At 73.3% G+C, this 24,777-nt stretch carries 27 protein-coding genes and 1 riboswitch; of the genes, 6 read left to right on the top strand and 21 right to left on the bottom strand.

Features of this window, described 5'->3' with window-relative positions; genetic code table 11:
• Positions 1 to 107: 107 nt before the first annotated feature.
• Positions 108 to 1,136 carry an ABC transporter substrate-binding protein gene (locus tag BFV98_RS22945; protein WP_013288592.1) on the bottom strand — a complete coding sequence of 343 codons (1,029 nt, stop codon included), beginning with the start codon at positions 1,134 to 1,136 and terminating at the stop codon, positions 108 to 110.
• Positions 1,137 to 1,421: 285 nt separating this feature from the next.
• On the opposite strand from BFV98_RS22945, the gene BFV98_RS22940 reads away from it, so the two are divergent.
• The 4 genes from BFV98_RS22940 (at position 1,422) to BFV98_RS22925 (ending at position 6,203) form a co-directional block, all read left to right on the top strand.
• Entirely contained in the window at positions 1,422 to 2,204 is a 783-nt protein-coding gene (locus BFV98_RS22940; RefSeq protein ID WP_013288593.1) for an ABC transporter ATP-binding protein, read from the top strand.
• A 2-nt stretch (positions 2,205 to 2,206) separates the two neighbouring features.
• Positions 2,207 to 3,157, top strand: a complete 951-nt coding sequence (locus tag BFV98_RS22935) for an LLM class F420-dependent oxidoreductase (protein ID WP_013288594.1) — start codon at positions 2,207 to 2,209, stop codon at positions 3,155 to 3,157.
• Complete coding sequence (locus tag BFV98_RS22930) at positions 3,154 to 3,462, top strand: cupin (protein WP_013288595.1); 309 nt, start codon at positions 3,154 to 3,156, stop codon at positions 3,460 to 3,462. Before BFV98_RS22935 ends, BFV98_RS22930 begins: the two co-directional genes overlap by 4 nt.
• Positions 3,463 to 3,536: 74 nt before the next feature.
• The gene (locus BFV98_RS22925; protein ID WP_071097764.1) at positions 3,537 to 6,203 is read left to right on the top strand and encodes a hypothetical protein; all 2,667 of its coding nucleotides are present in this window, start codon (positions 3,537 to 3,539) and stop codon (positions 6,201 to 6,203) included.
• 44 nt (positions 6,204 to 6,247) lie between these two features.
• Here BFV98_RS22925 and thiC read toward each other — a convergent pair whose 3' ends face one another.
• From thiC to thiE, 7 genes are all read right to left on the bottom strand, one after another.
• Positions 6,248 to 7,840 carry a phosphomethylpyrimidine synthase ThiC gene (gene thiC / locus BFV98_RS22920; RefSeq protein ID WP_083395309.1) on the bottom strand — a complete coding sequence of 531 codons (1,593 nt, stop codon included), beginning with the start codon at positions 7,838 to 7,840 and terminating at the stop codon, positions 6,248 to 6,250.
• Positions 7,841 to 7,857: 17 nt separating this feature from the next.
• Positions 7,858 to 8,646 carry a bifunctional hydroxymethylpyrimidine kinase/phosphomethylpyrimidine kinase gene (thiD, locus tag BFV98_RS22915; RefSeq protein ID WP_013288598.1) on the bottom strand — a complete coding sequence of 263 codons (789 nt, stop codon included), beginning with the start codon at positions 8,644 to 8,646 and terminating at the stop codon, positions 7,858 to 7,860.
• Positions 8,643 to 9,419 (bottom strand): thiamine phosphate synthase, encoded by a 777-nt coding sequence (locus tag BFV98_RS22910; RefSeq protein WP_071097761.1) that lies wholly within the window; start codon positions 9,417 to 9,419, stop codon positions 8,643 to 8,645. The genes thiD and BFV98_RS22910 overlap by 4 nt, the downstream gene beginning before the upstream one ends.
• Before the next feature lie 38 nt (positions 9,420 to 9,457).
• Positions 9,458 to 10,231: a thiazole synthase gene (locus BFV98_RS22905; RefSeq protein ID WP_071097759.1), complete on the bottom strand. Its 774-nt coding sequence runs from the start codon at positions 10,229 to 10,231 to the stop codon at positions 9,458 to 9,460.
• A gap of 4 nt (positions 10,232 to 10,235) precedes the next feature.
• Positions 10,236 to 10,436, bottom strand: coding sequence for a sulfur carrier protein ThiS (gene thiS / locus BFV98_RS22900; RefSeq protein WP_013288601.1), 201 nt, complete (start codon positions 10,434 to 10,436; stop codon positions 10,236 to 10,238).
• A complete protein-coding gene (thiO, locus tag BFV98_RS22895; protein ID WP_176921718.1) occupies positions 10,427 to 11,557 on the bottom strand; it encodes a glycine oxidase ThiO in 1,131 nt (376 codons plus the stop codon). Before thiO ends, thiS begins: the two co-directional genes overlap by 10 nt.
• Positions 11,551 to 12,177, bottom strand: a complete 627-nt coding sequence (thiE, locus tag BFV98_RS22890) for a thiamine phosphate synthase (RefSeq protein ID WP_071097755.1) — start codon at positions 12,175 to 12,177, stop codon at positions 11,551 to 11,553. The genes thiO and thiE overlap by 7 nt, the downstream gene beginning before the upstream one ends.
• Positions 12,172 to 12,283: riboswitch (TPP riboswitch) on the bottom strand. Its footprint overlaps the gene before it by 6 nt.
• 118 nt (positions 12,284 to 12,401) lie before the next feature.
• Between thiE and BFV98_RS22885 the strand changes: the two genes are divergently transcribed.
• Positions 12,402 to 13,313: a DUF559 domain-containing protein gene (locus BFV98_RS22885; protein ID WP_071097753.1), complete on the top strand. Its 912-nt coding sequence runs from the start codon at positions 12,402 to 12,404 to the stop codon at positions 13,311 to 13,313.
• Between the two features lie 462 nt (positions 13,314 to 13,775).
• On the opposite strand, the gene BFV98_RS22880 is transcribed toward BFV98_RS22885, so the two are convergent.
• Genes BFV98_RS22880 through BFV98_RS22865 form a run of 4 tightly spaced genes read right to left on the bottom strand, consistent with a single transcriptional unit; the run spans position 13,776 to position 17,889 of the window.
• Complete coding sequence (locus tag BFV98_RS22880; protein ID WP_176921717.1) at positions 13,776 to 14,738, bottom strand: aldo/keto reductase; 963 nt, start codon at positions 14,736 to 14,738, stop codon at positions 13,776 to 13,778.
• A gap of 21 nt (positions 14,739 to 14,759) precedes the next feature.
• Positions 14,760 to 15,566, bottom strand: a complete 807-nt coding sequence (locus tag BFV98_RS22875; protein ID WP_071097750.1) for a nucleotidyltransferase family protein — start codon at positions 15,564 to 15,566, stop codon at positions 14,760 to 14,762.
• Positions 15,563 to 17,242 carry an ABC-F family ATP-binding cassette domain-containing protein gene (locus tag BFV98_RS22870; protein WP_013288607.1) on the bottom strand — a complete coding sequence of 560 codons (1,680 nt, stop codon included), beginning with the start codon at positions 17,240 to 17,242 and terminating at the stop codon, positions 15,563 to 15,565. The genes BFV98_RS22875 and BFV98_RS22870 overlap by 4 nt, the downstream gene beginning before the upstream one ends.
• 41 nt (positions 17,243 to 17,283) lie before the next feature.
• The gene (locus BFV98_RS22865; RefSeq protein ID WP_071097748.1) at positions 17,284 to 17,889 is read right to left on the bottom strand and encodes a class I SAM-dependent methyltransferase; all 606 of its coding nucleotides are present in this window, start codon (positions 17,887 to 17,889) and stop codon (positions 17,284 to 17,286) included.
• A 125-nt stretch (positions 17,890 to 18,014) separates the two neighbouring features.
• On the opposite strand from BFV98_RS22865, the gene BFV98_RS22860 reads away from it, so the two are divergent.
• Positions 18,015 to 19,220, top strand: a complete 1,206-nt coding sequence (locus BFV98_RS22860) for a hypothetical protein (RefSeq protein WP_304412284.1) — start codon at positions 18,015 to 18,017, stop codon at positions 19,218 to 19,220.
• A 7-nt stretch (positions 19,221 to 19,227) separates the two neighbouring features.
• Here the strand turns inward: BFV98_RS22860 and truA are convergent, their stop codons facing one another.
• The 9 genes from truA to BFV98_RS22815 form a co-directional block, all read right to left on the bottom strand.
• Positions 19,228 to 20,061, bottom strand: a complete 834-nt coding sequence (truA, locus tag BFV98_RS22855) for a tRNA pseudouridine(38-40) synthase TruA (RefSeq protein WP_013288610.1) — start codon at positions 20,059 to 20,061, stop codon at positions 19,228 to 19,230.
• 70 nt (positions 20,062 to 20,131) lie between these two features.
• On the bottom strand, positions 20,132 to 20,692 hold the full coding sequence (rplQ, locus tag BFV98_RS22850; protein WP_013288611.1) for a 50S ribosomal protein L17: 561 nt from the start codon (positions 20,690 to 20,692) through the stop codon (positions 20,132 to 20,134).
• Between the two features lie 34 nt (positions 20,693 to 20,726).
• Positions 20,727 to 21,749 (bottom strand): DNA-directed RNA polymerase subunit alpha, encoded by a 1,023-nt coding sequence (locus BFV98_RS22845; RefSeq protein ID WP_007073009.1) that lies wholly within the window; start codon positions 21,747 to 21,749, stop codon positions 20,727 to 20,729.
• 95 nt (positions 21,750 to 21,844) lie between these two features.
• Positions 21,845 to 22,471, bottom strand: coding sequence for a 30S ribosomal protein S4 (rpsD, locus tag BFV98_RS22840; protein WP_013288612.1), 627 nt, complete (start codon positions 22,469 to 22,471; stop codon positions 21,845 to 21,847).
• Positions 22,472 to 22,485: 14 nt separating this feature from the next.
• A complete protein-coding gene (rpsK, locus tag BFV98_RS22835; RefSeq protein ID WP_013288613.1) occupies positions 22,486 to 22,893 on the bottom strand; it encodes a 30S ribosomal protein S11 in 408 nt (135 codons plus the stop codon).
• Between the two features lie 18 nt (positions 22,894 to 22,911).
• Positions 22,912 to 23,292, bottom strand: coding sequence for a 30S ribosomal protein S13 (rpsM, locus tag BFV98_RS22830; RefSeq protein WP_013288614.1), 381 nt, complete (start codon positions 23,290 to 23,292; stop codon positions 22,912 to 22,914).
• A 211-nt stretch (positions 23,293 to 23,503) separates the two neighbouring features.
• Entirely contained in the window at positions 23,504 to 23,617 is a 114-nt protein-coding gene (gene rpmJ, locus BFV98_RS22825; protein WP_012184307.1) for a 50S ribosomal protein L36, read from the bottom strand.
• A 92-nt stretch (positions 23,618 to 23,709) separates the two neighbouring features.
• Positions 23,710 to 23,931, bottom strand: a complete 222-nt coding sequence (gene infA / locus BFV98_RS22820; protein ID WP_007073013.1) for a translation initiation factor IF-1 — start codon at positions 23,929 to 23,931, stop codon at positions 23,710 to 23,712.
• Positions 23,932 to 24,163: 232 nt separating this feature from the next.
• Positions 24,164 to 24,709, bottom strand: a complete 546-nt coding sequence (locus BFV98_RS22815; protein WP_030269335.1) for a DUF1707 domain-containing protein — start codon at positions 24,707 to 24,709, stop codon at positions 24,164 to 24,166.
• Positions 24,710 to 24,777: the final 68 nt, after the last annotated feature.

Raw genomic sequence — 24,777 nt, 5'->3', positions numbered from 1 at the left:
TCAACGTGTCCTCCTCTCTGCGCCGGTCGGTGTGACCGGCACGGGAAGGGGGTGCGCCCCACCGGGGTGTCCGGCGGGTCGCACCCCCGTTGGCCCGAGCGGACCGGTCAGGCCTTCGGCGCGAGGTTGAAGTCGATGATCTGGTCGGGGGTCAGGTTCTGCTTCAGCGCACCGGCGCCCTGGAGCAGCGCGATGCTCTTGGCGACCCGGCCGCTGTCCAGCGTGCCGATCGCGGTGCCGGAGTTGCTCGACCGGACGTACGCGGCCATCAGCTGAAGCTCGGCGGACGCCGCAGCCGGGACGGCGGCCGGCACGTTCTTCTTCAGGATCTCGCCCGCCTCGTCCGGGTTGGCCAGCGAGTACTCCAGGCCCTTGAGCAGCGCGGCGGTGAACTTCTTCACCATCTCCGGCTTCTCCTTGGCGATCTTCGACGAGGTGATCAGCGCGTTGCCGTAGAGGTCCTGCATCACGTTGCTGTACGGCAGGACGACCGGCTTCTTCTTGGTCACCGTCTCCACCGTCGGCTGGCCGACGACGAACTGGCCGATGCCGTCCACCGAGCCCGAGCCGAGCATGCCGATCAGGCCCTGCGCCTCACCGTTGACCCAGGTCACCTTGCTGCCGTCGATGCCGGCGAGCCGGGCGTACGTCGGGAAGAGGTTGCGCACGACGGACGTCGGGGTGTCCGCGAGCTTCTTGCCCTCGAGGTCCTTCGGCGTGGCGATGTTCTTGCCCTCGACCGTGACGATGGCGGCCATGGTGCGCTGCTGGATCGCGGCCACCGCCACGAAGTCCTTCGCCTGGCCGTTGCCGAGCTGAAGGATGCCGCCGGTCAGGTCGATCGGGCCGAAGTCGGCCTGGCCGCCGGTGATGGTCTGGATCACGGAGCCGGTGCCCTGACCGGGCTTGATGTCGACGTCGAAACCGGCCTCCTTGAAGAAGCCCTTGTCCTTCGCCACCCAGGCGTAGGAGTCACGCCCGAAGTTGCCGAACGAGGTGAGGTACGTCACCTTCTCCAGCGCCGCGCCGTTGCCGCCGCCGCTCTCGGACTTCTCCGAGTCGCTGCTGCAGCCGCCCACCAGGGCGAGGGCGGTGGCCATAGCCGCGGCGGCGACCGTACGGGTCAGCCTTCTCATCAGTGCACCATGTCCTTTCCGACCAGGACTTCTTCGCCGGTCGGGTCGTGGGTCCGACGGGGTCGGCAGGTGGGTTCGGCCGACTGGACCGTCGTGAGGGGACTCTTCGCGCGCAACAGCGTACGAGAAGCCAGATGACCTGCCGACGCCGTCCCGGTTGCGGAACGGAAACGAAGTTGCGTGACGGAAAGCGGACTGACGTCCACCCCGGACGGTGCTATAAGCACGGTCCGCTACGCTAGCCCGGCTCGCGTTTGGGACGACGTGGAAGGGAGCCGGCGGAAGATGATCCGACTGTCCGGGGTGTCCCGCACCTTCGACGGCCGTTCGGGGCGGGTGGAGGCGTTGCGCGGCATCGACCTCGACGTCGCCGAAGGCGAGTTCGTCGCCGTCCTCGGCCGCTCCGGCTGCGGCAAGTCCACGCTGCTGCGCATGATCGCCGGCCTGCTGCCGGTCACCGGCGGTGAGATCACCGTGGGCGGTACGCCGATCACGAAGCCTCGCCGCGACGTGGCGATGCTGTTCCAGCGTCCGGCGCTGCTGCCCTGGCGCTCGGTGCTGGACAACGTGCTGCTGCCGGTGGAGATCTTCGGCTGGCGCCGCGCCGAGCACCGCGACCGGGCCCGCCAGTTGCTGGAGATGGCCGGGCTGGGCGGCTTCGAGAAGCGCCTCCCGCACGAGCTGTCCGGCGGCATGCAGCAGCGCGTGTCGCTGTGCCGGTCGCTGATCGGCTCGCCCCGGGTGATGCTCATGGACGAGCCGTTCTCCGCGCTCGACGCGCTCACCCGCGAGGAACTCTCCGGCGAACTCCAGCGGGTGCACATGGAGACGAAGGCGACGATCGTCTTCGTCACCCACTCGATCGACGAGGCGGTGCTGCTCGCCGACCGGGTAGTCGTGCTCAGCCCGCGCCCCGGCCGCATCCGCGAGGTGGTCGAGGTGAACGTCCCCCGGCCGCGCACGCTGGGCCGCCACGAACACCTGGAAGACGTCGCGCGGATCAGTGCCGAGCTGCACGAACTGCTGATGGAGCGGGACGCCCCCGGCGTACCCGTGGGAGGCCGGTGACCATGCGGGTCTCGGTGTTCACCGAACCCCACCGCGGTGCGGACTACGACGACCAGCTCCGGTTCGCCCGGCTGGTCGAGGAGACCGGCTTCGAGGGCTTCTTCCGGGCCGACCACTACCGGGCCATGGGGGACGAGCCGGCGCTGCCCGGCCCCACCGACGCCTGGCTGACGCTCGCCGCGCTGGCCCGGGAGACCTCCCGGATCCGGCTCGGCACGCTCGTCACGTCCGCCACGTTCCGGCTCCCCGGGCCGCTCGCCGTCATGGTCGCCCAGGTCGACCGGATGAGCGGCGGCCGGGTCGAGCTGGGCATCGGCGCCGGATGGTACGAGCGCGAGCACACCGCGTACGGCATCCCGTTCCCGCCGGTCAGTGAGCGCTTCGACCGGCTCGCCGAGCAGTTGGAGATCGTCACCGGGCTGTGGCGCACCCCGTCCGACGAGACGTACAGCTTCACCGGTGAGCACTACCGGCTGGTCGACGCGCCCGCGCTGCCCAAGCCGGTGCAGCAGCCCGGCCCGCCGGTGATCGTCGGCGGCCGGGGACCGAAGCGCACCCCCGAGCTGGCCGCCCGCTACGCCGACGAGTTCAACATGCCGTTCAAGAGCGTGGCCGAGACCGCCGCCGCGTACGAGCGGGTGCGGGAGGCGTGCGACCGCGCCGGGCGGGACGCCTCCGGCCGCGCGCCCCTGACGCTCTCCGCCGGCATCGTGGTGGCGATCGGACGCACCGACGCCGAGGCGCAGCGCCGGGCCGCGCCGCTGCACGTCACGAGCGCGCTGCCGCCGGAGGACCCGGTGGTCGGCTCCCCCGCCCAGCTGGTCGACCGGATCGGCGAGTTCGCCGCGATCGGGGCCACCCGGGTGCACCTGCGCCTGATCGACTTCGACGATCTCGACCACGTGGAGCTCATCGCCGCCGAGGTGCTCCCCCGACTGGACGGACCACGATGACCGAACTCTCCGCCGACCTCGAACTCGGCCCGGTGGGCCAGGAGATCGTGTACGAGAACGACCGCGTACGCGTCTGGCACATCCGGCTGGAGCCGGGTGAGCGGCAGCCGCTGCACCGCCACGACCACCCGTACCTGGTGGTGGCGATCCAGGGCGCCAAGAACGTGGTGCAGACGATCGACGGCACCACCATCGACGCCGACGAGCCGACCGGCGGCGTGGTCTACCGCGACCCGGGCGCGGTGCACATGCTCACCAACGTCGGCGACACCACCTACCTCGCGCGCCTGGTCGAGCTGAAGTAGCCGCACCGGCAGGTTCGCCGCGCCGCGCGGCGGCAAGGTGGCGATCGGGGGCACCGGGCCGTAACGTGCCCGACATGGCCTTTCGGACGTGGGGCAGGCTGCTGCTCACGGCGCTCGGGGTGAGCGTGCTGGCCGGGGCCGGCCAGTTGGGGATCGCGTACGGCTTCGGAGTCGTACGCCTCGACGGCGCGTTCGTGGACGTCTCGGTCAACCGGTGGCCCGCCCAGCTCGTCTGGGTGGGCTGGTTCGCCGCTGTCGCCACGGTCGCCGGAGCCGTCCTCACCGAGCGCTTCGCCCGCCACGACGACAGTCCCGGCGGCACCACCGAACTGCTCTCCATCGCCGGCGTCAGCGCGCTGGGCGCGACGGTGGTCGCCCCGCTGTGCATGCAACCGGCCCGCGCGGCCGAGCTGGGCGGATCCGTCGACCCGGTCTGGGCCGCAGGTATCTGCGCCGCCCTCGGCGCGGTGGTCGGAGCGGGCGCCGCGATCGCCGTCCTGCTCAAGCCGCCGTTCGGCTGGGGCGTGGCGATCACCGCCGGGATCGTCTGGCTGATGGCGCTGCTCTCCGTCGCGCCCACGATCGTGTCCAGCCGGCCGCTGGCCACGGTACGGCTCGGCGTCCTCGAACCCTCCTGGCTGGATCCGGAGGCGGCGCAACGCCTGTCCATGCTGCTGCTGCCGGTGCTCACGCTGCTGGCCGGCGGGGCGGTCGGCGTGCTCGCCCGCCGGGCCGGATGGCCGCCGCTGGTGGGCGGCGCGGCCGGGGCGGCCGGCCCGGTGCTCGTCGCGTTCGCCTACCTGACCGCCGGTCCCGGCTCGGCGACCGACCGCTACCAGGTCGCGCCCTACTACGGCGCGCTGATCGCCGTGATCGCCGGTGCGCTCGGCTCGACCGCCACCACAGTGCTGCCCCGGCCGGTCACCGCCACCGGTGACCCCGACGCCGTCGAGGCCACCGACATCCTCGCGCCGCTGCCGCACTCGTCCACTCCGGGCGCCCCGGCCGCCCCGCCCGCGCCTCCGGTGACGAGCGGCGCCGCCGCGCCGGCGCACTGGAACTGGCCGGAGCCCGGCGGCTCGGCCACGGCGACGGCTCCGGCCGGTACCGATCTTCCCGCCGCCGGCCGGCCGGCCCTCGCGGATCTGCCCGCCGTCGATCAGCCGGCCGTTGCGGAACGGCCGGCGGGTGAGCGCCCGGCCGTCGCCGACACGGGCCACGGCCAGCCCATGCCGGGTCTGCTGCCCCCGGGGCGCCGGACCTCGGCCATCGACGTCCTCGCCGCGGGCCGCCCCGACCCGGTCCCGGTCGCGGGTCCAGGCACGGACATGGGCACGGTTCCGGGCACGGACATGGGCACCGCCCACGCGGGCGGCACCGGCGAGGCGGTCACCACGGACCGCGCAGGAACCGCCGACCGGGCCGTTGCCGGTGCCGAACCTGCCGATGCAACGTCCGGGCAGGCGACCGGCATCCCGGCGGACAGCGAGGCCGCCTCGGGCACCGGCTCGGCAGCCGGCACGGACGATGCCGCACCGGAACCGCCCCAGGAAGCGGCGGCGACCACGCCACGGGTGACCCGGCCGCGCCGTACCCGCGCCAGCCGGTCCAGCGGCACCACCGACGGATCGACGGCACCCGCCGACGCCACAGCACCCCGCCCAGCGGATGCCGCCTCCCCGAGCGCCGCTGCGGGCACCACCTCGGAAGCCACGTCACCGGCCACCGGCGGCACCGCCGAGGGCCACGTTCCCGGCCCGCGTACTGACAGTGGCGCGCTCGCCGGACCGGTCACGGCCGACGCGGACAGCGGCACCCCCGCCGCGCCACCGGCCGAGGCCACCGGAGACACCGGCGCCACGGGCCGCTCCACCCGCTCCCGGCGCCCCCGCGCCCCGAAGGCCGGACCGCGTGCCACCGGCCCGGCCTCCCCCGGCTCCGGCCCGGCCGACGCCGCGCCGACGACGCCGATCGAGCAGGCCGACGCCAGGTCGACGATGCCGAGCAGCCCGGCCGACGCCCCGCTGACGACGTCGAGCAGCCCGGCTCCCCGCACCGATGCCCCCACGGGGGATGTCGCACCGACCGGACGTCCCGGACGCAATTTCTTCTTCGACGACCCGGCGCCGACCCCGTCGTCCCGGCCCCGGTTCCCGATGTTCGAGGACGTCACCGGAGCGCCCGGCGAGGTACGCCCGGCCTGGCCGATCACCCCGGCGGCCCGCCCGCACCGCGCCACCACCGAACCGGACGCACCGGCCCGGGACGACGCGGAGGCGTCCGCCCCGGCCGAGCCGGCGCCGCGCCCCCGCCACCGTGGCCTGCCCGAGCCGGGCGCGAGCACCGGATGGGACGCGCTCGCCACGAACGCCCGCCCGGCGGGGCCGCTCGCCCGGCCGGAGGCGGGGAGACCTGTCGCCCGGCCCGAGGCGGCGACCGCCGCACCGGGCGAGGCGGGTGCCGCGCTGCCCGAGGCCGCCGCCGCGGAGACGGAGGCGGACTCCCGGCGCGGGCGGCACGCCGGACCGGACGACGCCGACGCGTCCGGCGGGAAGCCGAAGACCCGGCGCGGCCTGTTCCGGCGCAACCGGGCCAAGGGCGACCCGGAGCCGGCCGACCGGACGGCCGAGCCGGGTGCCGAGGCCGACGACGAGTACGTGGACTGGGTCGCCGGTCTCGCCTCGGACGACAACGCCGACGACGCCCGCTCGCTGCGTACCGGGCGGCACCACCGCGAGTGAACGCGGCCCGGGGCGGGCCGGAAGCGACCCGCCCCGGGCCTCGCTCACGCCAGCGGCAGGTAGACCCGTGACCCGGAGGCGACGAACTCCTCCGACTTGCCGCGCATGCCCCGCGCCGCGTAGTCCTTCAACTCCTGGGTGATCTTCATGGAGCAGAACTTCGGCCCGCACATCGAGCAGAAGTGCGCGGTCTTGGCGGGCTCGGCGGGCAGCGTCGCGTCGTGGTACGCCCGCGCGGTCTCCGGGTCCAGCGCCAGGTTGAACTGGTCCTCCCAGCGGAACTCGAACCGGGCCTTGGACAGCGCGTCGTCCCACGCCTGCGCGCCGGGGTGCCCCTTGGCCAGGTCGGCCGCGTGCGCGGCGATCTTGTACGCGATCACGCCCGCCTTCACGTCGTCGCGGTCGGGCAGCCCGAGGTGCTCCTTCGGGGTGACGTAGCAGAGCATCGCGGTGCCGAACATGCCGATCATCGCCGCGCCGATCGCGGAGGTGATGTGGTCGTACGCGGGCGCGACGTCGGTGGTCAGCGGGCCGAGCGTGTAGAACGGCGCCTCGTGGCACCACTCCTGCTGGAGGTCCACGTTCTCCTTGATCTTGTGCATTGGCACATGCCCGGGGCCTTCGATCATCACCTGGACGTCGTACTCCCAGGCGACCTTCGTCAGCTCACCGAGCGTGCGCAGCTCGGCGAACTGCGCCTCGTCGTTGGCGTCCGCGATGGAACCGGGGCGCAGGCCGTCACCGAGGGAGAACGTGACGTCGTACTTCGCGAGCAGCGAACACAGCTCCCGGAAGTTCGTGTAGAGGAAGTTCTCCTCGTGGTGCGCCAGGCACCAGGCCGCCATGATCGAGCCGCCCCGCGACACGATCCCGGTGATCCGGTCCACCGCCAGCGGCACGTACGGCAGCAGTACCCCGGCGTGCACGGTCATGTAGTCGACGCCCTGCTCCGCCTGCTCGATGACGGTCTCGCGGAACACCTCCCAGCTCAGCTTCACCGGGTCGCCGCCGACCTTCTCCAGCGCCTGGTAGATCGGCACCGTGCCGATCGGCACCGGCGCGTTCCGCACGATCGCCTCGCGGGTCTCGTGGATGCGCTTGCCGGTGGACAGGTCCATCACGGTGTCCGCGCCCCACCGGGTGGCCCAGGTCAGCTTCTCCACCTCCTCGGCCACCGACGAGGTGACAGCCGAGGTGCCGATGTTGGCGTTGACCTTCACCAGGAACGCCTTGCCGATGATGGCCGGCTCGCACTCGGGGTGGTTGACGTTGAGCGGCAGCACGGCCCGCCCGGCCGCGATCTCGTCCCGGACGAACTCCGGCGCCACCGACTCCCGGACCGCCACGAACTCCATCTCCGGAGTGACGATCCCGGCCCGGGCGTACGCGAGCTGCGTCGGCCGCTTCCCCTCCACACCCGCCAGCGGCGTGCCGGCGCCGCGTACCGGGGCCACGTCGCCGCGCTCGGCGATCCACTGACCACGCAGCGCGGGCAGCCCCACCTCCGGGTCGGAGCCGGGACCGGAGGTGTCGTAGAGCCGTACCGGCGGGTTGTCCCCGGTCAGCGTCACCTCGGCGAACGGCACCCGGACGTCCGGGCGTGACCCTTCCACGTACACCTTGCGACGTGCCTGCATGACAGCCTCCCTGTCGCTCATGCGGACCAGCCGAAGTGGTCCAGCGGGCCGCGTCCCGCGCCCAGCTCCCAGGTCCGCGCGCCGGTCAGCGCGCGGGTGACGTACTCCTTGGCGGCCGCCACCGCGACCGGCACCGCGTCGCCCGCGGCGAGCCGGACCGCGACGGCGGCCGAGAACGAACAGCCGGTGCCGTGGTTGTGCCGGGTGTCCACCCGGGGCGCGCGCAGCAGGCGGGTCGTCCCGCCGCCGGCGAGCACGTCCACCGACTCGCCGTCGGCGTCCACGTCGCCGCCGGTCACCACCACGAACGCCGGGCCGCGCGCCGCCAGCGCCTCCGCCGCCGCGACCATCTCCTCGACGGTGCCCACCGGGCCTCCGGTAAGGGCCGCGGCCTCCGCGCAGTTCGGTGTCGCCACCTCCGCGTACGGCAGCAGCCGCTCGACCGCCTCCACCACGCCGAGCCGGTGCCCGCTCGTGGCGACCAGTACCGGGTCGACGACCAGGTGCGGCAGCCGCCCGGCCCGGGCGGCCTCGGCCACCGCGTCGGCGACCGCCGGGGTGCCGAGCATGCCGGTCTTCACGGCGCGCACGTCGAAGTCGCCGAGGACGCTGTCCATCTGGTCGCGCACTGTCTGCGGCGGCAGGGGCAGGACGGCGTCCACGCCCCGGGTGCTCTGCGCGGTGACGGCGGTGAGCACTGTGGTGCCGTACGCCCCGAGCGCGGCGAACGTCTTGAGGTCGGCCTGGATGCCCGCTCCTGCTCCGGAGTCGGAGCCGGCGATGCTGAGAACTGTTTTCGGCGTCACTGGTTTCCTTCACCGGTGGTTGCGGTTGAGGGCTGCGGCCGACCGTGCCCACTCCGGGCGGTCAGGCTTGATCCCTCCGTGGGCACGGTCGGCCGCAGCCCTGTCGCGTGCGGGCCTTGGTCGGATCGCGCGGGGTGGGTGCGCGCCACACGGGTGGCCGCCTCCTCGAAAGCTCTGCCCAGCGTGGTGGCGGTTTCTCGCGGCTCCTGGGCGCGCATGATGGCTCCCAGGACTGCTACTCCTGTTGCGCCTGCCTCTACGCATGCGGTGACCTGGGCTGTGGTTTCGATGCCGCCTAGTGCCAGCACGGGCACCTTGGTCACCGCGATCAGCTCGCGCAGTCCGTCGGGTTGCAGGGGTGGGCCGTAGCCGGGCTTTGTTCTTGTCTCGTAGACCGGGGACAGCGTGGCGTAGTGCTCGGTGGTGAGCCGGGCCAGCTCGGCGGTGTCGTGACAGGACCGGCCGACCAATCCGACTGCGGGCGGCGGGTACGGGCCGGCGGCGGGCAGGTGCACCGCGTCCCCGTCGAGCGGATCGGGTCCGGCCACGACGAGCGTGCCGCCCGCCTCGGCGAGGATCGCGCGCAGCTCGACGGCGAGCGCGAGGCGTTCGGCGCGGGGCAGGTCCTTCTCCCGCAGCACCACCCAGCGCACTCCCCCGCCGACGGCCCCCGCGACCACGTCGACGAGCGCCCTCTTGGCGACCCGCCGATCGGTGAGCAGCACGACCCCGGTCGGGCCGGTGTAGATCTTGGTACGCGGCCGCCCCTCCACGGGCGCCTCCGTACCAGGATCCGCAACGCGTAGAGCGGTCACAGGTCCGGCCGTCCCTCGTCGGGGGTGGACGGCAAGGCGTGGAAGCGACGGGTGATGCGGCCCGCGCCGTACGCCAGGTGCCCGGCCTCGACCGCGTACCGCATGGCCGTGGCCATCGCCACCGGGTCGGCGGCCCGGGTCACGGCACTGGCCAGCAGCACCGCGTCGCAGCCCAGCTCCATCGCCAGGGCCGCGTCGGAGGCGGTGCCGATGCCCGCGTCCAGCACCACCGGCACGTCCACAGCCGCCCGGATCAGCCGGATGTGGTGCGGGTTGCCGATGCCCAGCCCGGAGCCGATCGGCGACCCGGCCGGCATCACCGCCGCGCAGCCCACGTCGGCCAGCCGCCGGGCCAGCACGGGATCGTCCGAGGTGTACGGCAGCACTGTGAACCCGTCGGCCACCAGTTCCTCGGCGGCGCGCAGCAGCTCCACCCCGTCGGGCAGGAGCGTGCGCTCGTCGCCGATCACCTCCAGCTTCACCCAGTCCGTGTCGAACGCCTCCCGGGCCAGGTGCGCCGTCTTCACCGCCTCCACGGCGGTGCGGCAGCCGGCCGTGTTCGGCAGCAGCCGTACGCCGCACCGCTCCACCAGGTCGAGCAGGCCGCCCGAGCCGCCGGGCGTGGTGTCCACCCGGCGCAGCGCCAACGTCACCAGCTCGGTGCCGGAGGCGCGGATCGCCTGCTCCAGCACGTGCAGGTTGGCCGCGCCGCCGGTGCCGAGGATGAGCCGCGAGCCGAACGCGACCCCGCCGATCTCCAGTGTGGACATCCGTTCACCCGCCCTGGGTGGCGCTGAGTACCTCGACCCGGTCGCCGTCGCGCAGCACGCTCGCCGACCAGCCGCCGCGTGGCACCACCTCGCCGTTGACCGCTACGGCGAGCCCGCGCTCCCGGTCGGTGACGGTGCGGACCACCTCGGCGACGGTGACGCCCTCGGGCAGCGTCCGGCCGGTGCCGTTGACGATCAGTTCCACGTGCGCTCCTTCCCGAAGCGGTCCGGGGTGAAGGGGGCGAGCGCGGGATCCGGCTCGCCGGTGACGATCAGCTCGGTGACCAGGTCGGCGGTGACCGGGGTGAGCACGATGCCGTGCCTGTGGTGCCCGGTCGCCGCGAGCACGCCCGACTGCCCGGGGAGCGGCCCGATGATCGGCGCGTTGTCGGGCGTACCGGGGCGCAGCCCGGCAACGGCCTCCACCAGCTCGTACTCGACGAGTTCCGGCACCAGCTCGGCGGCGGCGCGCAGCAGTGTCAGCACGCCACCGGCGGTGACCTCGGTGTCCGCGCGCTCCTCCACAGTCGCCCCGACCACGACCTCACCGCTGTCCCGGGGCACCAGGTAGACCGGCTCGCTGTCCGCGTACCCCCGGATCACGTGCCGGAAGCCCGGCGGACCGCCACCCGGCGCGCGCAGCCGCAGCACCTGGCCCTTGACCGGCCGGACCGGCAGGCCGGTCAGGCTCGCCGCGCCGCAGCCGGCCGCGACCACAGTGACCCGGGCGTCCACCTCGGACAGCGCGCCGACGCGGGCCGGGCGCAGCTCCACGCCGACGCGTTCCGCAGCAGTGCGCAACGCGGCGACCAGCCGTCGCGGATCCACTTGGTGGTCGCCGGGGGCCACCGCGCCGCCGCGCACGCGCGGTGCCAGCGCCGGCTCGCGGTCGCGCAGCTCCGAGGGCCGCAGCGGCGTGATCGGCAGTCCCAGACCCCGTTGGTACGACCACAGCCGCCCCGCCTCGGCCAGGTCGTCGGCGGTGAGCCCGACGACGAGCGTGCCCTCGGTGCGGTACCCGAGGTCGACGCCGCTCGCCCCGGCCAGTTCGGCCGCGAAACCGGGCCAGCGGGCGGCGGACCCGACGAGAAGCGCTGTGAGTTCGTGCTCACCGAAGTACGCCTCCGCGACCGGCGACAGCATCCCGGCGGCCACCGACGAGGCGCCCGACCCGGGCCGGTCGTCGTGCACCACCACGCGCAGTCCGCGCTGCGCGCACCGCCACGCGATCGCGAGTCCCACCGGCCCGGCGCCCACCACCGCCACGTCGGTAAGGAAGGGCCCCCTGTTAACGCCTCCGGTAGAGGAAGGGCCCCCTTTTAACACGTCAGCGCCCGCAGCAGCTCGGCGGTGGCGTGCGCGGGATCGGCAGCCAGGCTGAGCGCGCCGACCACCGCCACCCCGTACGCCCCGGCGGCCCGCAGCGCCGGCACGCTCGCGGCCGTCACCCCACCGATCGCGATCACCGGGACGCTGACCGCCTCGGCGACCGCGCGTAACCCCTCGGGGCCGATCGGGTCCGGCAGGCCGGACTTGGTGGTGGTGACGTGGCACGGGCCCACGCCCAGGTAGCTCGCGCCCGCATCCACGGCCGCGCGGGCGCCCACCGGCTCCCGGGCGGTCGCGCCGAGCACCGCGTCCGGGCCGAGCACCCGGCGCGCGGCTGCGACCGGCAGATCGTCCGCGCCGACGTGGCCCCCGGCGGCGTCCACCGCGAGCGCCACGTGCAGCCGGTCGTTGACCAGGCACTGTGCCCCGTACGGCCGGCACGCCTCGGTCACCCGGCACGCCAGCTCGTACGCCTCGCGGTCGGTGGCGTCGTCCTCCACGCGCACCTGCACGACGAGTTCGGCGCCCGCCACGGGCAGGGCGGCGCGCAGCACGGCGAGCGGGTCACGCCCCGGCCGGGTGTCGGTGATGAGATGCAGTCGTCCCAGGGACAGCACGGCAACGCTCCTCCCTGCGCCGGCATTACCCGGATCAGGTTCGACGGTCGGGGGCTCCCAGCCCCCCTCTCAGCCCGGTCCGCACCGGGCTCCCGTGGGTCACTTGCGGCCTACCGTACGACGCCTCCCGCCCGTACGGAACCCCGGGTGAGGTTTTTCCCAGGAACCGTTCACATGCCGTACCGGGGCAACAGGTGATCGTCTCGTCACGACACGCTGCCGGGATGTCCGTCCCCGCCCGTGTCCCGCGCCGCCTGGCGATCCTGCCGTTCCGGGCCAGCCATGCCGTCTCCGAAGGACTGCTCACCTGGACGATGCTGCGCGGGCCGACCTGGATCCGCCTGCTGCCGGACGTGTACGTGCACCGGGACGGACACCGCGCCGACGACCACCGGATGTGGTGCGAGGCGGTGGCGTTGCGCCTGCCGCCGGGTGCCGCACTGGCGGGACGCAGCGCCGCCTGGCTGTTCGGCACGGACGTGCTCAGCCGCGACGCGCCGGTCACCGTGCTGCTGCCGAGCCCGGCCCGCATGCGTCCTCATCCACGGCTGCTGGTGACCCGGTCGCCCCTGCCCGAGTCGGACCGCACCCGGTTCGCGGGGCTGCCGGTCACGACCCCGCTGCGTACCGCGTTCGACCTGGGCCGGCAGGGCTCACTCGCCGAGGCGCTGGTCGCCGTCGACGCGCTGCTGCGTCGCCGGGTCGTGAAGCTGCCCGTCCTGCGGGCCTACGCCGCCGACCGGCCGGGTTGGCCGGGCGCTCCGCTGCTGCGCGAGGTACTGGCGATGGCCGAGCCGTTGAGCGAGTCCCCGATGGAGACGCGGCTGCGGCTGCTCCTCCTCGACGCCGGTCTCGGCCCGCTGACCGCCCAGCACGAGGTGCGCGCCGGCGGACGCTTCGTGGCCCGGGTGGACCTGGCCTGGCCGGCTCTCCGCCTCGCGGTCGAGTACGACGGCGACCACCACCGGGAACGGGCTCACTTCCGGCGGGACGTGGCGCGCCTGAACGCGCTCCGCGCGGCCGGGTGGGTCGTGCTCCGGTTCACCGTCGACGACGTGCTACGCCGGCCCGACGCCACTGTCGCCCTGGTGCGCCAGGCCCTGGCAGAACGTCGCGCCGCCGCGGCAAACCACTGATCCGCACCCGCAGCCCCCCGCACCCCGGCTCGCAGCCCGCAGCCCGCAGCCCCACAGCCGCAGCCCCGCAGCCCCGCAGCCCCGCAGCCCCGCAGCCCCGCAGCCCCGAGTCTCGCCCCGCCGCGCCCCCGGCCCGCCAGCCGCCGCCTGGCCGGGCCGGGCCGGGCCGCCCAAGATCAGGCCGCCCACAGACACCTATGGCGTTCCACTCGCGACTGAACCTGGCGACGAGTGGAACGCCGTGGGTGTCTGTGGGCCCTCTTGACACCCATACCGTTCCACTCATCGTGAGCGCTGCCCCTGAGTGGAACGCCACGGGTGCCTCCCCGGGCGGGCCACGGTGGGCGCACGCCGCGCGGGGCAAGCCCCGACGCTCGCACGCCGACGAGCGGGCGCACCCCCGACGCGCGAGCGGGCGCACCCCCGACGCGCGAGCGGGCGCGTATGTACCGGCAGGGACGGTCAGAGGATGGCGTCCAAGGCGGTCAGGTCCTCGTCGGACGGCTGCCACGTCCCGGCTTCGGCATTGGCCTTCACCTGGTCGGCAGTGGTCGCGCCGGCGATCACCGACGTCACGGCGGGACGGGCCGCCAGGCCGCCGATGGCCACCTGGAGCATGCTGATGCCGCGCTCGGCCGCGTACGCCTCGATCGCCTCGATGACGTCCCAGCGTGCGGCGGCCAGCCGCTCGGCGTACCGGCCGCCACCGGCCAGGCGGCTGCCCGCCGGGGGCGCCTCGCCGCGCTTGTACTTGCCGGTGAGCAGCCCGTTGGCGAGCGGGAAGAACGGCAGCATGCCGAGGCCGAACCGCTCGCAGGCGGGGATCACCTCGTCCTCCACCCCGCGCTCCACCAGCGAGTAGTGGTTCTGCGCGGAGATGAACCGGGTACGCCCCTGCGACGACGCGGTCCAGTCGGCGTCGGCGATCTGCCACCCGGCGAAGTTGGAGTTGCCGAGGTAGCGCACCTTGCCGGCGGTCACCAGGTCGTCCAGCGCGGCGAGCGTCTCGTCGATCGGGGTGCCCGGGTCGGGCTCGTGCATCTGGTACAGGTCGATGTGGTCGGTGCCGAGCCGGCGCAGCGACGCCTCGACCGCGCGGGCGATGTAGCGGCGGGCGCCCCGGGCGCCGTGGTCCGGCCCGTTCGCGCCGTTCATGTCCATGCCGAACTTGGTGGCCACCACCACGTCGTCGCGGCGGCCCTTGAGTGCCTGGCCGAGCAGTTCCTCGGAGGCGCCCTGCGGCTCGCCGTAGATGTCGGCGGTGTCGAAGAAGTTGATCCCGGCGTCGAGCGCGGCGTCCACCACCGCCCGGGTGCCGTCGAGATCGAGCTTGCGGCCGAAGTTGTTGCAGCCGATACCGACAACTGACACCACGAGCCCGGAGTCGCCCAGCCGGCGATAGGTCATCTCACTCACGAGATCCACCCTATGCCCGCTGCCCGGGTGTCATCCGGGCAGCGGCAGCACCTGGTCGGCCAGCGTCCGGGCGGCACCGATCGTCGCCGCCAGTTCCTCAGGGGTACGCCCCACCGCGCCCAGCAGCGCCTGCGCCCGCTCGGCGAAGTCCGGCGGCGCACCGGGCAGGCGCCCGGCGGAGACGATCATGCCCTTCTCGTTGACCAGCCACCGCCCGGCCCGGCCGTGCAGCGCGTGGACCAGCACGCCGACCACCCGGAACAGGCAGCCCGCCACGTAGCCGGCGTCGCCCCCTGCCGCGCCCTTGGCGGCGCCGTCGAGCAGCAGCCCGGTCTCCCAGCCACCTGCGATCAGCGCGGCGCCGAGCGCGGGCGGGTAGTCGACGGTCTCGGCCCGCAGCGCGGTCAGCTCACCGGTCGGGTCGCCGAGCACCCGCCCGAGCGCCACCTCCCCGGCGTACGCGTGCGAGTAGAAACCGAGCGGATGCCCGGCCTGCGCCTCGACCGTGTAGCGGCCGGCCCGGCAGTCCGCCCAGACCCGGTGCACCCGGTCCAGGTCGCGGTAGATCCAGTCCACCGCCACCCCGCCGACGCGCAGCCAGCCGCCCCCGTCGACCCACGGCCCCCAGCCGCCCGGGGCGGTGAGGTCCACCGGCCCGTCGGCGATCGAGGCGGCCACCGCGCGCAGCCCGGCCAGGTCCGGCGCGCCCCGGTAGTAGAGGCCCACGTCCCAGTCGGAGTCGGGCCGGTGGTCGCCGCGGGCCCGGCTGCCGCCGAGCGCCACCGCGACCACGCCGTCCACCGCGCACAGCCGGTCGGCCAGGTCCCTGTCGATCACCCCACGTCCCAGACCGGCTCCGGCGTCTCCACCACGTCGCCGTCGCCCCGGAACAGCACGAACCGGTCGAAGGTACGGGTGAACCACCTGTCGTGTGTCACCGCGACCACAGTCCCCTCGAACGCGGTCAGCCCGGCCTCCAGCGCCTCGGCCGAGGCCAGGTCGAGGTTGTCGGTGGGCTCGTCGAGCAGCAGCAGCGTCGCCCCGGACAGCTCCAGCAGCAGCACCAGGAACCGCGCCTGCTGTCCGCCGGAGAGCGTGCCGAACCGCTGGTCGCCCTGGCCGGCCAGCTCGTACCGGGACAGCGCCGCCATCGCGGCGTGCCGGTCCATGCCGGCCCGGTGGTCGTCGCCGCGCCACAGCACCTCGACGAGCGTCTTGCCCATCAGCTCCGGCCGGTCGTGGGTCTGCGAGAAGTGCCCGGGCCGGACCCGTGCGCCGAGCCGGACCACGCCGCCGTGGGCGACAGGTGCGAGCGCGGCGGCGCCGTCCACAGGCGTGTTGCCCGGCTCCGGGTCGGTGCCGCCCCGGGCCAGCAGCCGCAGGAAGTGAGACTTGCCGGTGCCGTTCGCGCCGAGCACCGCGACCCGGTCGCCGTACCAGAGTTCCAGGTCGAACGGGTACGTCAGGCCGTCCAGCTCCAACTGCTCGGCGATCACCGCGCGCTTGCCGGTCCGCCCGCCGGTCAGGCGCATCCGGATGTCCTGGTCCTTCGGGGGTACGGGCGGCGGCCCGGCCTCCTCGAACTTGCGCAACCGGGTCTGCGCGGCCTGGTAGCGGGAGGCCATCCCGTCGTTGTACGCGGCCTTCTGCTTGTACATCAGCATCAGCTCGCGCAGCTTCTGGTGCTCCTCGTCCCAGCGCTTGCGCAGCTCGTCGAGGCGGGCGTGCCGGGCCACCCGTGCCTCGTGCCAGCTCGCGAAGCCGCCCGGGTGCACCCAGGCGCTGCCGCCCTCCACCGCGACGACCCGGTCGGCGGTCTGCGCCAGCAGTTCCCGGTCGTGCGAGACGTAGAGCACGGACTTGCCCGACTCGCGCAGGCGCGCCTCCAGCCAGCGTTTGCCGGGTACGTCGAGGAAGTTGTCCGGCTCGTCGAGCAGCAGCACCTCGTCGGGGCCGCGCAGCAGCAGTTCCAGCGCGAAGCGCTTCTGCTGGCCGCCGGACAGCGTGCGGACCGGCCGTTCCCGGGCGCTGTCCCAGGGCAGGTCGAGCACGATGGTGGCGACGGTGTCGAAGAGGACCTCGGCGTCGTACCCGCCGGTCTCGCCCCACGCGGCGAGCGCCTCGGCGTACGCGAGCTGGGTCTTGGCGGCGGCGGAGCTGTACTTGCCGCGGACCTCGGCCGCCCGCATGGCCGCCTCGGTCTCGGCGAGCCGCCGCCCGGCGTCGCGCAGCGCCGGCGGCGCCAGCGACAGGGCGAGGTCGGCGAGCGTGGACTCGTCGCCGATCATGCCGATGAACTGCCGCATCACGCCCAGCCCACCGGAGCGGGCGACAGCGCCGGTCTTCACCGGCAGGTCACCGGCGACCATCCGCAGCAGCGTGGTCTTGCCGGCGCCGTTCGGGCCGACCAGCGCCACCTTGGCACCCTCACCGACCCGGAACGACACGTCGCTGAACAGCTCACGCCCGTCCGGGAGGATGTGCCCTACTCCTGCCACGTCCACGTATCCCACGCGGGCATCCTGCCCGAGCCGGGTCGGTGGACGACACCGGATTACCGGGTGACCCGCAGCACCCGGTAGCCCTTCTGGCTGGCGTGCCGCTCGACCGACCAGCCCTGCTCGACCAGCCAGCGGTGCAGCGAGTCGCCGCCGAGGTGCCGGGCGACGACCAGCCAGGCCACGCCGTCCGGGGCGAGGCGGGGCAGCCAGCGCAGCAGCAGGCCGTGCAGTTCCGGCTTGCCGATGTGGATCGGCGGGTTGGACCAGATCTGGGCGAAGGTGACGTCGTCCGGCAGTTCGTCCGGCGCGACGGCGCGTACCCGGTCGGCGGCACCGACCCTTGCCGCGTTGGCGGTGGTGAGGGCGCGGGCGCGCTCGTTGACGTCCACGGCCCAGACGGTGGCCTTCGGCGCGACAGTGGCCAGGACGCAGGTGATCGGGCCGAAGCCGCAGCCGATGTCGAGCAGCGCGCCGGTGACGTCGGCGGCCGGCAGGTCGGCCTTGCGCAGCAGTACGGCGGTGCCCGGGTCGAGCCGGTCGGCGGAGAAGACGCCGCCGGCCGAGGCGAGCGTGTAGTCGCGCCCGGCGACTGTGAACTCGACCTCGCGGGGGCGGGCCGGGGTCGAGGGCTCAGCTGTGAAGTAGTGGTCGCCGGTCACGCCCGCATTCTCGCACCGGGCCGCAGGGGTTCCGGCGACGGTGTCACGGGCGGGGTCGCACGCCACTCCGCCAGAATTTCCCGATATTACCCCTGAAAGGGACAATCAGCCCTACTCTATGCCACATGGTGTACCGGTACGAGTCCGATGAGGACGCCTTCCTGGAGTACCCGAAGCCCGGGTCGGCCCCGAACGGGCCCGCAGCCACGCCCCCGCCCGCGGGTCCGTCACGTTCCCGCTTCCCCACGCCGTCGCTGCCCCCGCCGCCGCGCCCGCAAGCGGCGCTGCCGCCGACCGGCGCGACCGAGCAGGCCGACCCCGGCGGGCAGGCGGTGGCGGACGACGCCCGCGCACCCGTTCCCGCGCCACCGGCCCCGGCGCCGACACCGGGACGGCCTGCCCCACCACGGGAGCCCTCCCCGGTGCCGCAGCCCGCGCCGCCCATGCCGGCACCCGTACCGGCGGCGGCGAACCGGCCGACGGTGCCGATCCCGGCCAGCCCCACCGCCCGCGCCGCCGACGTCTCCGAACTGCCCCGGACCCGGCGCGCCGAACGCCGCGGCGGCGGCCGGTTCTGGCAGACGCTCGTCGGCGGCGCCGCCGTACTGCTCCTGCTCTCGCTCACCGGGCTCGCCGTCGCGGCCCTGCTCGACGAACGCACCACCACGCCGCCGGCGGGCCAGCCGACCCCGCAGCCGACCGAGTCGAGCACACCGTCCGGCGGCACCGACCTGGACTCCCGGGACACCGACCAGGCGTCGCTCACCGCCAAGGAGGTCTTCCCGACCAAGGACCTGGTGGTCACCGACGGGAAACCGGCCTACCGGGTGCTGAAGACCCAGGCCAGCACGAAGTGCCAGGTCGCGGCCACCGGCGAGATCGCCGACCTGCTGGTCCGGCTCGGCTGCAACCAGGTGGTGCGGGGCACGCTCCGCTCCCCCGACGGCGACCACCTGATCACCGCCGGTCTGTTCAACCTCACCGACGTGGCCACCGCCCAGCGGGTACGCGACCGCATCCGGCCGCTGCTCGACGCGCGCCAGGGACGGTTCCGTGGCATGGCGGCGGGCGACGACACCGACGCGGTGGAGAAGGCCGCGGCCCGGGTCGCCTGGCAGGTACGCGGACACTACGTCGCCTTCTGCCTGGTCACCCGCGCCGACGGGGAACGCATCCCGAGCGACGACGCGACCGCCCGCGAGATCATGTACGACCTGGTCGAACTGCACCTCAACCGGGGTGTGCTGGACCGTCGCGCGGCGGCCGGCACGGCCGGGCAGCCCGACGCCGACTCGGCCGAGGACAGCGCCGGTCAGCGGGGCACGGACTGAGGCTGGCTCAGCCCTCGGCCACCGGCACCCGCAACCGGCGGGTCTCCTCGGCGCGGCGGGCGTACTCGGCCGGGTCGCCCGGGTAGCCCACAGCGACCAGGGCGAGGCCGTGCGCGGGCGCCACAGTCACCTCGCTGGAGCGCTCGCGGCGCGTCAGCAGGCCGGCCGGCCACTGGACCGGCCGCCGCCCGTCGCCCGCCACCAGCATCGCCCCGACCAGGCTGCGCACCATGTTCTGGCAGAACGCGTCGGCCTGCACTGTGGCGACCAGGATCCCGTCCGGGTCGCGCCGCCAGTCCAGCCGGGTCACCTCGCGCAGCGTGGTGGCGTTCTCCTTGCGCCGGCAGTACGCGGCGAAGTCGTGCTCGCCCACCAGCCCGGCAGCGGCGGCGTTCAGGGCCGCCAGGTCCAGCGGCTTCGGCCAGGCCAGGGTGTCCCCGCGGCGCAGCGGCTCGGCGCCCCACGGGGCATCGGTGACCCGGTACTCGTAGCGCCGGAACGTGGCCGAGAACCGGGCGTCGAAGTCGGCGGGCACCTCGGTCATCGCGCGTACCCGGACGTCCGGGGGCAGGAGCCGGGCCAGCCGGCGCAGCAACCGGCCCTCGTGCTCCCGCCACACGGGAGTCGGCAGGTCGAGGTGGCAGACCTGCCCGGTGGCGTGCACCCCGGCATCGGTACGCCCGGCCACTGTCAGGCCGGTCGCCGTGCCCGCGCCGAGCACCAGGTCCAGCGTCTGCATGAGCACGCCGGCCACTGTGCGCCGGGCCGGCTGGGGCGCCCAGCCGGAGAAGTCGGTGCCGTCGTACGAGACGTCCAGCCGCAGCCGGGTCCGCTCGTCCACCTCGTACCTCCTGTCGACGGCGACGGGCCCGGCACCCCCGAGGGGATGCCGGGCCCGGTCGAGCCTGATGTCAGGCCTTGTCGTTCTCGGTGGCCTCGTCGCTGTCCTCACGGGCGGCGGCGGTGTCACCCGACGCGGAGACCGGCGCCTCGGCGTCCTGGTCACCGGCGCTGGAGCGCGGGGTCTCCTCGGCCGGGGCCAGGGCCTCGACCTTGTCCTGCTGGGCGGCCTTGCGGGCGGCGGTCTTCTTGTTCGCCTTCGGCTCGGCGACCTGAAGCTCCTCCACCAGCTCGATGATCGCCATCGGAGCGGCGTCACCCTTGCGCGGACCGGTCTTCACGATCCGGGTGTAGCCACCGTTGCGGTTGGCGTACCGGGGCGCGATCTGGTCGAACAGGGCGTAGACCACGTCCTTGTCCTTGACGACGCCCAGCACGCGGCGACGCGAGGCGAGGTCGCCACGCTTGGCCTTGGTGATGAGCTGCTCGGCCAGCGGACGCAGCCGCCGGGCCTTCGTCTCGGTGGTCTGGATCTTGCCGTGCTGGAACAGCGCGGTGGCCAGGTTGGCCAGCATCAGCCGCTCGTGCGCGGGGCTGCCGCCGAGGCGGGGGCCCTTGGTGGGCGTGGGCATGCTTGGTGCTCCTCAGGTGTGGCGGCAGCGCGGACTAGAGCTGCTCGGTCTCGCGGTAGTCGTCGGTGTCGTAGTCCGCCTCGCCGAAGGCGTCCACGACGTGCGCCGGGTCGAAGTTCGGAGCCGAGTCCTTCAGCCCCAGGCCCATCCCGGCGAGCTTCATCTTGACCTCGTCGATCGACTTCTGACCGAAGTTGCGGATGTCGAGGAGGTCGGCCTCGGTACGCCCGATGAGCTCACCAACGGAGTTGATGCCCTCGCGCTTGAGGCAGTTGTAGGAGCGGACGGTGAGGTCCAGCTCCTCGATCGGCAGGGCCAGGTCCGCCGCCAGCTGGGCGTCCTGCGGGGACGGCCCGATGTCGATGCCCTCGGCGGTCTCGTCCAGCTCCCGGGCCAGCCCGAACAGCTCCACCAGCGTCGAACCGGCCGAGGCCAGCGCGGTACGCGGGCCCATCGACGGCTTGGTCTCGACGTCGATGATGAGCCGGTCGAAGTCGGTCCGCTGCTCGACACGGGTCGCCTCGACCCGGTACGTCACCTTGAGCACCGGCGAGTAGATCGAGTCGACCGGGATCCGGCCGATCTCGGCGCCCGCCTGCTTGTTCTGCGCCGCGGTGACGTAGCCGCGACCCCGCTCGACGGTCAGCTCCATGTCGAGCCGGCCCTTGCCGTTGAGGGTGGCGAGCTTCAGGTCCGGGTTGTGCACCGAGACACCGGCCGGGGGCTGGATGTCACCGGCGGTCACGTCGCCCGGGCCCTGCTTGCGCAGGTACATGCTGACCGGCTCGTCGTGCTCGGAGCTGACGCACAGCTCCTTGATGTTCATGACGAGCTCGACCACGTCCTCCTTGACGCCGGGGATCGTGGTGAACTCGTGCAGCACACCGTCGATCTTGATCGAGGTGACCGCCGCACCCGGGATCGAGGACAGCAGCGTACGCCGCAGCGAGTTGCCCAGCGTGTAGCCGAAGCCGGGCTCCAGCGGCTCGATGGTGAACCGGGAGCGGGTCTCGTTGATCGACTCTTCGGAGAGAGACGGTCGCTGGCTGATGAGCATCTTTTCTCTTCTCTTCCGGGGCGCCCGCTATTTGACGCCCACGACACAACTGTTCCGGTGGCCCGCCCCGGAGGACGGGCCACCGCAACGAGCCCTTACTTGGAGTAGAGCTCGACGATCAGCTGCTCCTGGACCTGGGTGTCGATCACCTGGCGGGCCGGGAGCGAGTGCACGAGGATCTTCATCTGGCTCGGGATCGCCTCCAGCCACGCCGGAACGGTCCGCGAGCCGGCCTCACCCTGCGCCACGAGGAACGGGGTGAGCTCCTTGCTCTTGGCACGCACCTCGATGATGTCGTGCTCCTTGACGCGGTACGACGGGATGTCGACCTTCTTGCCGTTCACCGTGAAGTGGCCGTGCTTGACCAGCTGACGGGCCATGTCCCGGGACTTGGCGTAGCCGGCCCGGTAGACCACGTTGTCCAGCCGCGACTCGAGGATCTGCAGCAGGACCTCGCCGGTCTTGGCCTCCTTGCTCACGGCCTCTTCGTAGTAGCCGCGGAACTGCTTCTCCAGCACGCCGTAGACACGACGGGCCTTCTGCTTCTCACGGAGCTGGAGCAGGTACTCCGTCTCCTTCGTGCGGCCGCGGCCGTGCTGCCCGGGCGGGAACGGCCGGGACTCGAACGGGCACTTCGGACCATCGCACTTGCTGCCCTTGAGGAACAGCTTCATCTTCTCCCGCCGGCAACGGCGGCAGTCAGCACCGGTGTAACGAGCCATCTCTCTCTAACCTCTCAGACCCGGCGACGCTTCGGCGGACGGCACCCGTTGTGCGGCTGCGGCGTGACGTCGGAGATCTGCCCGACCTCGAGGCCGACTGCCTGCAGCGAACGGATGGCGGTCTCCCGGCCGGAGCCGGGGCCCTTGACGAACACGTCGACCTTGCGCATGCCGTGCTCCATCGCGCGGCGCGCGGCGGCCTCGGCGGCGAGCTGCGCGGCGAACGGAGTCGACTTGCGGGAGCCCTTGAAGCCCACCTGGCCGGAGGAGGCCCAGGAGATGACCGCACCGGTCGGGTCCGTGATGGACACGATGGTGTTGTTGAAGGTGCTCTTGATGTGCGCCTGCCCGTGGGCGACGTTCTTGCGTTCCTTGCGCCGGACCTTCTTGACGGCGGCTCCGGCACGAGCCTTCGGTGGCATAAGTCTGTGCGCTCCTAGTTACTTCTTGCCGGGCTTCTTCTTGCCGGCCACGGTCCGCTTCGGGCCCTTCCGGGTCCGCGCGTTGGTCTTGGTGCGCTGGCCACGCACGGGCAGACCGCGGCGGTGCCGGATACCGGCGTAGCAGCCGATCTCGACCTTGCGGCGGATGTCAGCGGCGACCTCGCGGCGCAGGTCGCCTTCAACCTTGTAGTTGCCCTCGATGTGGTTCCGGAGCTCGACGAGCTCCTCGTCCGTGAGGTCCCGAACGCGCTTGTCCGGCGAGATGCCGGTCGCGGCGAGCGTCTCCAGGGCGCGGGTGCGACCGACCCCGAAGATGTAGGTGAGCGCGATCTCCATCCGCTTCTCGCGGGGGAGATCCACGCCGACTAGACGTGCCATGTGCGGGCGTACTCCTCGTGATGTTGTGGCGGAGGTGTGGACCCGTCCCACCCCGCTACCGGCCGTCCCTGTCCTTCCGGCGTCAAGAACGCCGGCGACCGGGATCGGTCGCTGCCCGAGCGGGCCCCGGCCTCCGACCGGGGGTCAACCACGAGGGGGTACGCGCTGCGCACCCGACCGCGGCTGGGACGAGCTGGTGATGTGTGGGGCGTCAGCCCTGGCGCTGCTTGTGGCGCGGGTCGGTGCAGATGACCATGACCCGGCCGTGCCGGCGGATCACCCGGCACTTGTTGCAGATCCTCTTGACGCTCGGCTTGACCTTCACGGTTGCCTTACTTCCCATCTGGCCCGGACCCGCGACACAGCGCGACCCGGACGTCGAAGACGGACACGGAAACGTCCCGGCCGCCGTCAGGCTTACTTGTAGCGGTAGACGATGCGCCCGCGGGTCAGGTCGTACGGCGAGAGTTCGACGACGACCCGGTCCTCCGGCAGGATGCGGATGTAGTGCTGCCGCATCTTGCCGCTGATGTGAGCCAGCACCTTGTGACCGTTCGCGAGCTCCACCCGGAACATGGCGTTCGGCAGGGGCTCGATGACCCGACCCTCGATCTCGATGGCTCCGTCTTTTTTCGGCATGTCCTCCGCTGTCCTGACGTCGGTTACTCCGGACGGCCCACAACGTCTTACACGGGTGAACTGACCAAGATCAGGAAACCCGCGCCAGCCGCGACTCCGACTCCCACCGAAGCGCAGGGTGGGCATGGCGGAGTGGACGCTGTGCGCCGATCAGAAAGTGTACGCCGACCCGTACGTGCTCGCCAAACCGACCGGCGCGACAGTCACCCGGACGGCTCGGATATGACGCAGGTCACGTCTCCGGAAGCTCGCGCTTCGCCCGCCGGCGGGCTTCCCGCTCGACCTGCTTGCGCCGCCGGCGTTCGGCGTCCTTCTCCGGTGCTCCGGTGGCCAGCCCCTGCGCGGTCTGGTAGAGCAACACGGCGCCCCACGGGCCGAGCACCCAGAGCGGCCAGTAGTCGTCGAACTCGAACTCGCCCTCAGCCAGCTGGGAGACGAACCAGATCGCGGTGAGGATCAGGGCCACCTTGAGCCACGGCCCCCAGACCCCCAGCAGCCAGGCGCTGCGCGCCCCGCTCACGGCCTCCGTGCCCGGGACCGCGACCCCGCCCTCCCCGGCCGCACGAGGCGCCGGCAGGGGGCGCCCAGCCGGGCCGGCGCCGGGCAGGTCGGTCAGCAGCTCGTCCAGCTCGCCGTAGGTCTTCGACCCGTACGCCCGGCGCAGCCGGTCGTCGTACTCGTGCAGGTCGAGCCGGCCCTCGTTCAACGCCGCCCGGAGTCGCTCCGCGGTGGCCTCACGGTCCGCGTCGGCCGCCCGCATGCGGTTGCGCTCCTCCATGGGAGCAAGCATGTCACCCGATCGCCAGCCCGGCACGACGTGGCCGGTCATCCGGGGCGGCCGGGGCC

The sequence above is a fragment of the Micromonospora sp. WMMB235 genome, assembly GCF_001855515.1.
Classification (GTDB): Bacteria; Actinomycetota; Actinomycetes; order Mycobacteriales; family Micromonosporaceae; genus Micromonospora; species Micromonospora aurantiaca.
This window is presented reverse-complemented; position numbering and strand designations above follow the sequence as displayed.

Bases quoted from the DNA above. Each gene is read 5' to 3' on its own strand.
- BFV98_RS22905 (WP_071097759.1), bottom strand. From the start codon at position 10,231: ATGTCCACACTGGAGATCGGCGGGGTCGCGTTCGGCTCGCGGCTCATC.
- BFV98_RS22860 (WP_304412284.1), top strand. From the start codon at position 18,015: ATGGTGTACCGGTACGAGTCCGATGAGGACGCCTTCCTGGAGTACCCG.
- thiC (WP_083395309.1), bottom strand. From the start codon at position 7,840: ATGCAGGCACGTCGCAAGGTGTACGTGGAAGGGTCACGCCCGGACGTC.
- rpsD (WP_013288612.1), bottom strand. From the start codon at position 22,471: ATGGCTCGTTACACCGGTGCTGACTGCCGCCGTTGCCGGCGGGAGAAG.
- BFV98_RS22845 (WP_007073009.1), bottom strand. From the start codon at position 21,749: ATGCTCATCAGCCAGCGACCGTCTCTCTCCGAAGAGTCGATCAACGAG.
- rpsM (WP_013288614.1), bottom strand. From the start codon at position 23,292: ATGGCACGTCTAGTCGGCGTGGATCTCCCCCGCGAGAAGCGGATGGAG.
- BFV98_RS22940 (WP_013288593.1), top strand. From the start codon at position 1,422: ATGATCCGACTGTCCGGGGTGTCCCGCACCTTCGACGGCCGTTCGGGG.
- rplQ (WP_013288611.1), bottom strand. From the start codon at position 20,692: ATGCCCACGCCCACCAAGGGCCCCCGCCTCGGCGGCAGCCCCGCGCAC.
- BFV98_RS22925 (WP_071097764.1), top strand. From the start codon at position 3,537: ATGGCCTTTCGGACGTGGGGCAGGCTGCTGCTCACGGCGCTCGGGGTG.
- BFV98_RS22815 (WP_030269335.1), bottom strand. From the start codon at position 24,709: ATGGAGGAGCGCAACCGCATGCGGGCGGCCGACGCGGACCGTGAGGCC.
- BFV98_RS22935 (WP_013288594.1), top strand. From the start codon at position 2,207: ATGCGGGTCTCGGTGTTCACCGAACCCCACCGCGGTGCGGACTACGAC.
- BFV98_RS22930 (WP_013288595.1), top strand. From the start codon at position 3,154: ATGACCGAACTCTCCGCCGACCTCGAACTCGGCCCGGTGGGCCAGGAG.
- rpsK (WP_013288613.1), bottom strand. From the start codon at position 22,893: ATGCCACCGAAGGCTCGTGCCGGAGCCGCCGTCAAGAAGGTCCGGCGC.
- BFV98_RS22945 (WP_013288592.1), bottom strand. From the start codon at position 1,136: ATGAGAAGGCTGACCCGTACGGTCGCCGCCGCGGCTATGGCCACCGCC.
- infA (WP_007073013.1), bottom strand. From the start codon at position 23,931: ATGCCGAAAAAAGACGGAGCCATCGAGATCGAGGGTCGGGTCATCGAG.
- BFV98_RS22885 (WP_071097753.1), top strand. From the start codon at position 12,402: ATGTCCGTCCCCGCCCGTGTCCCGCGCCGCCTGGCGATCCTGCCGTTC.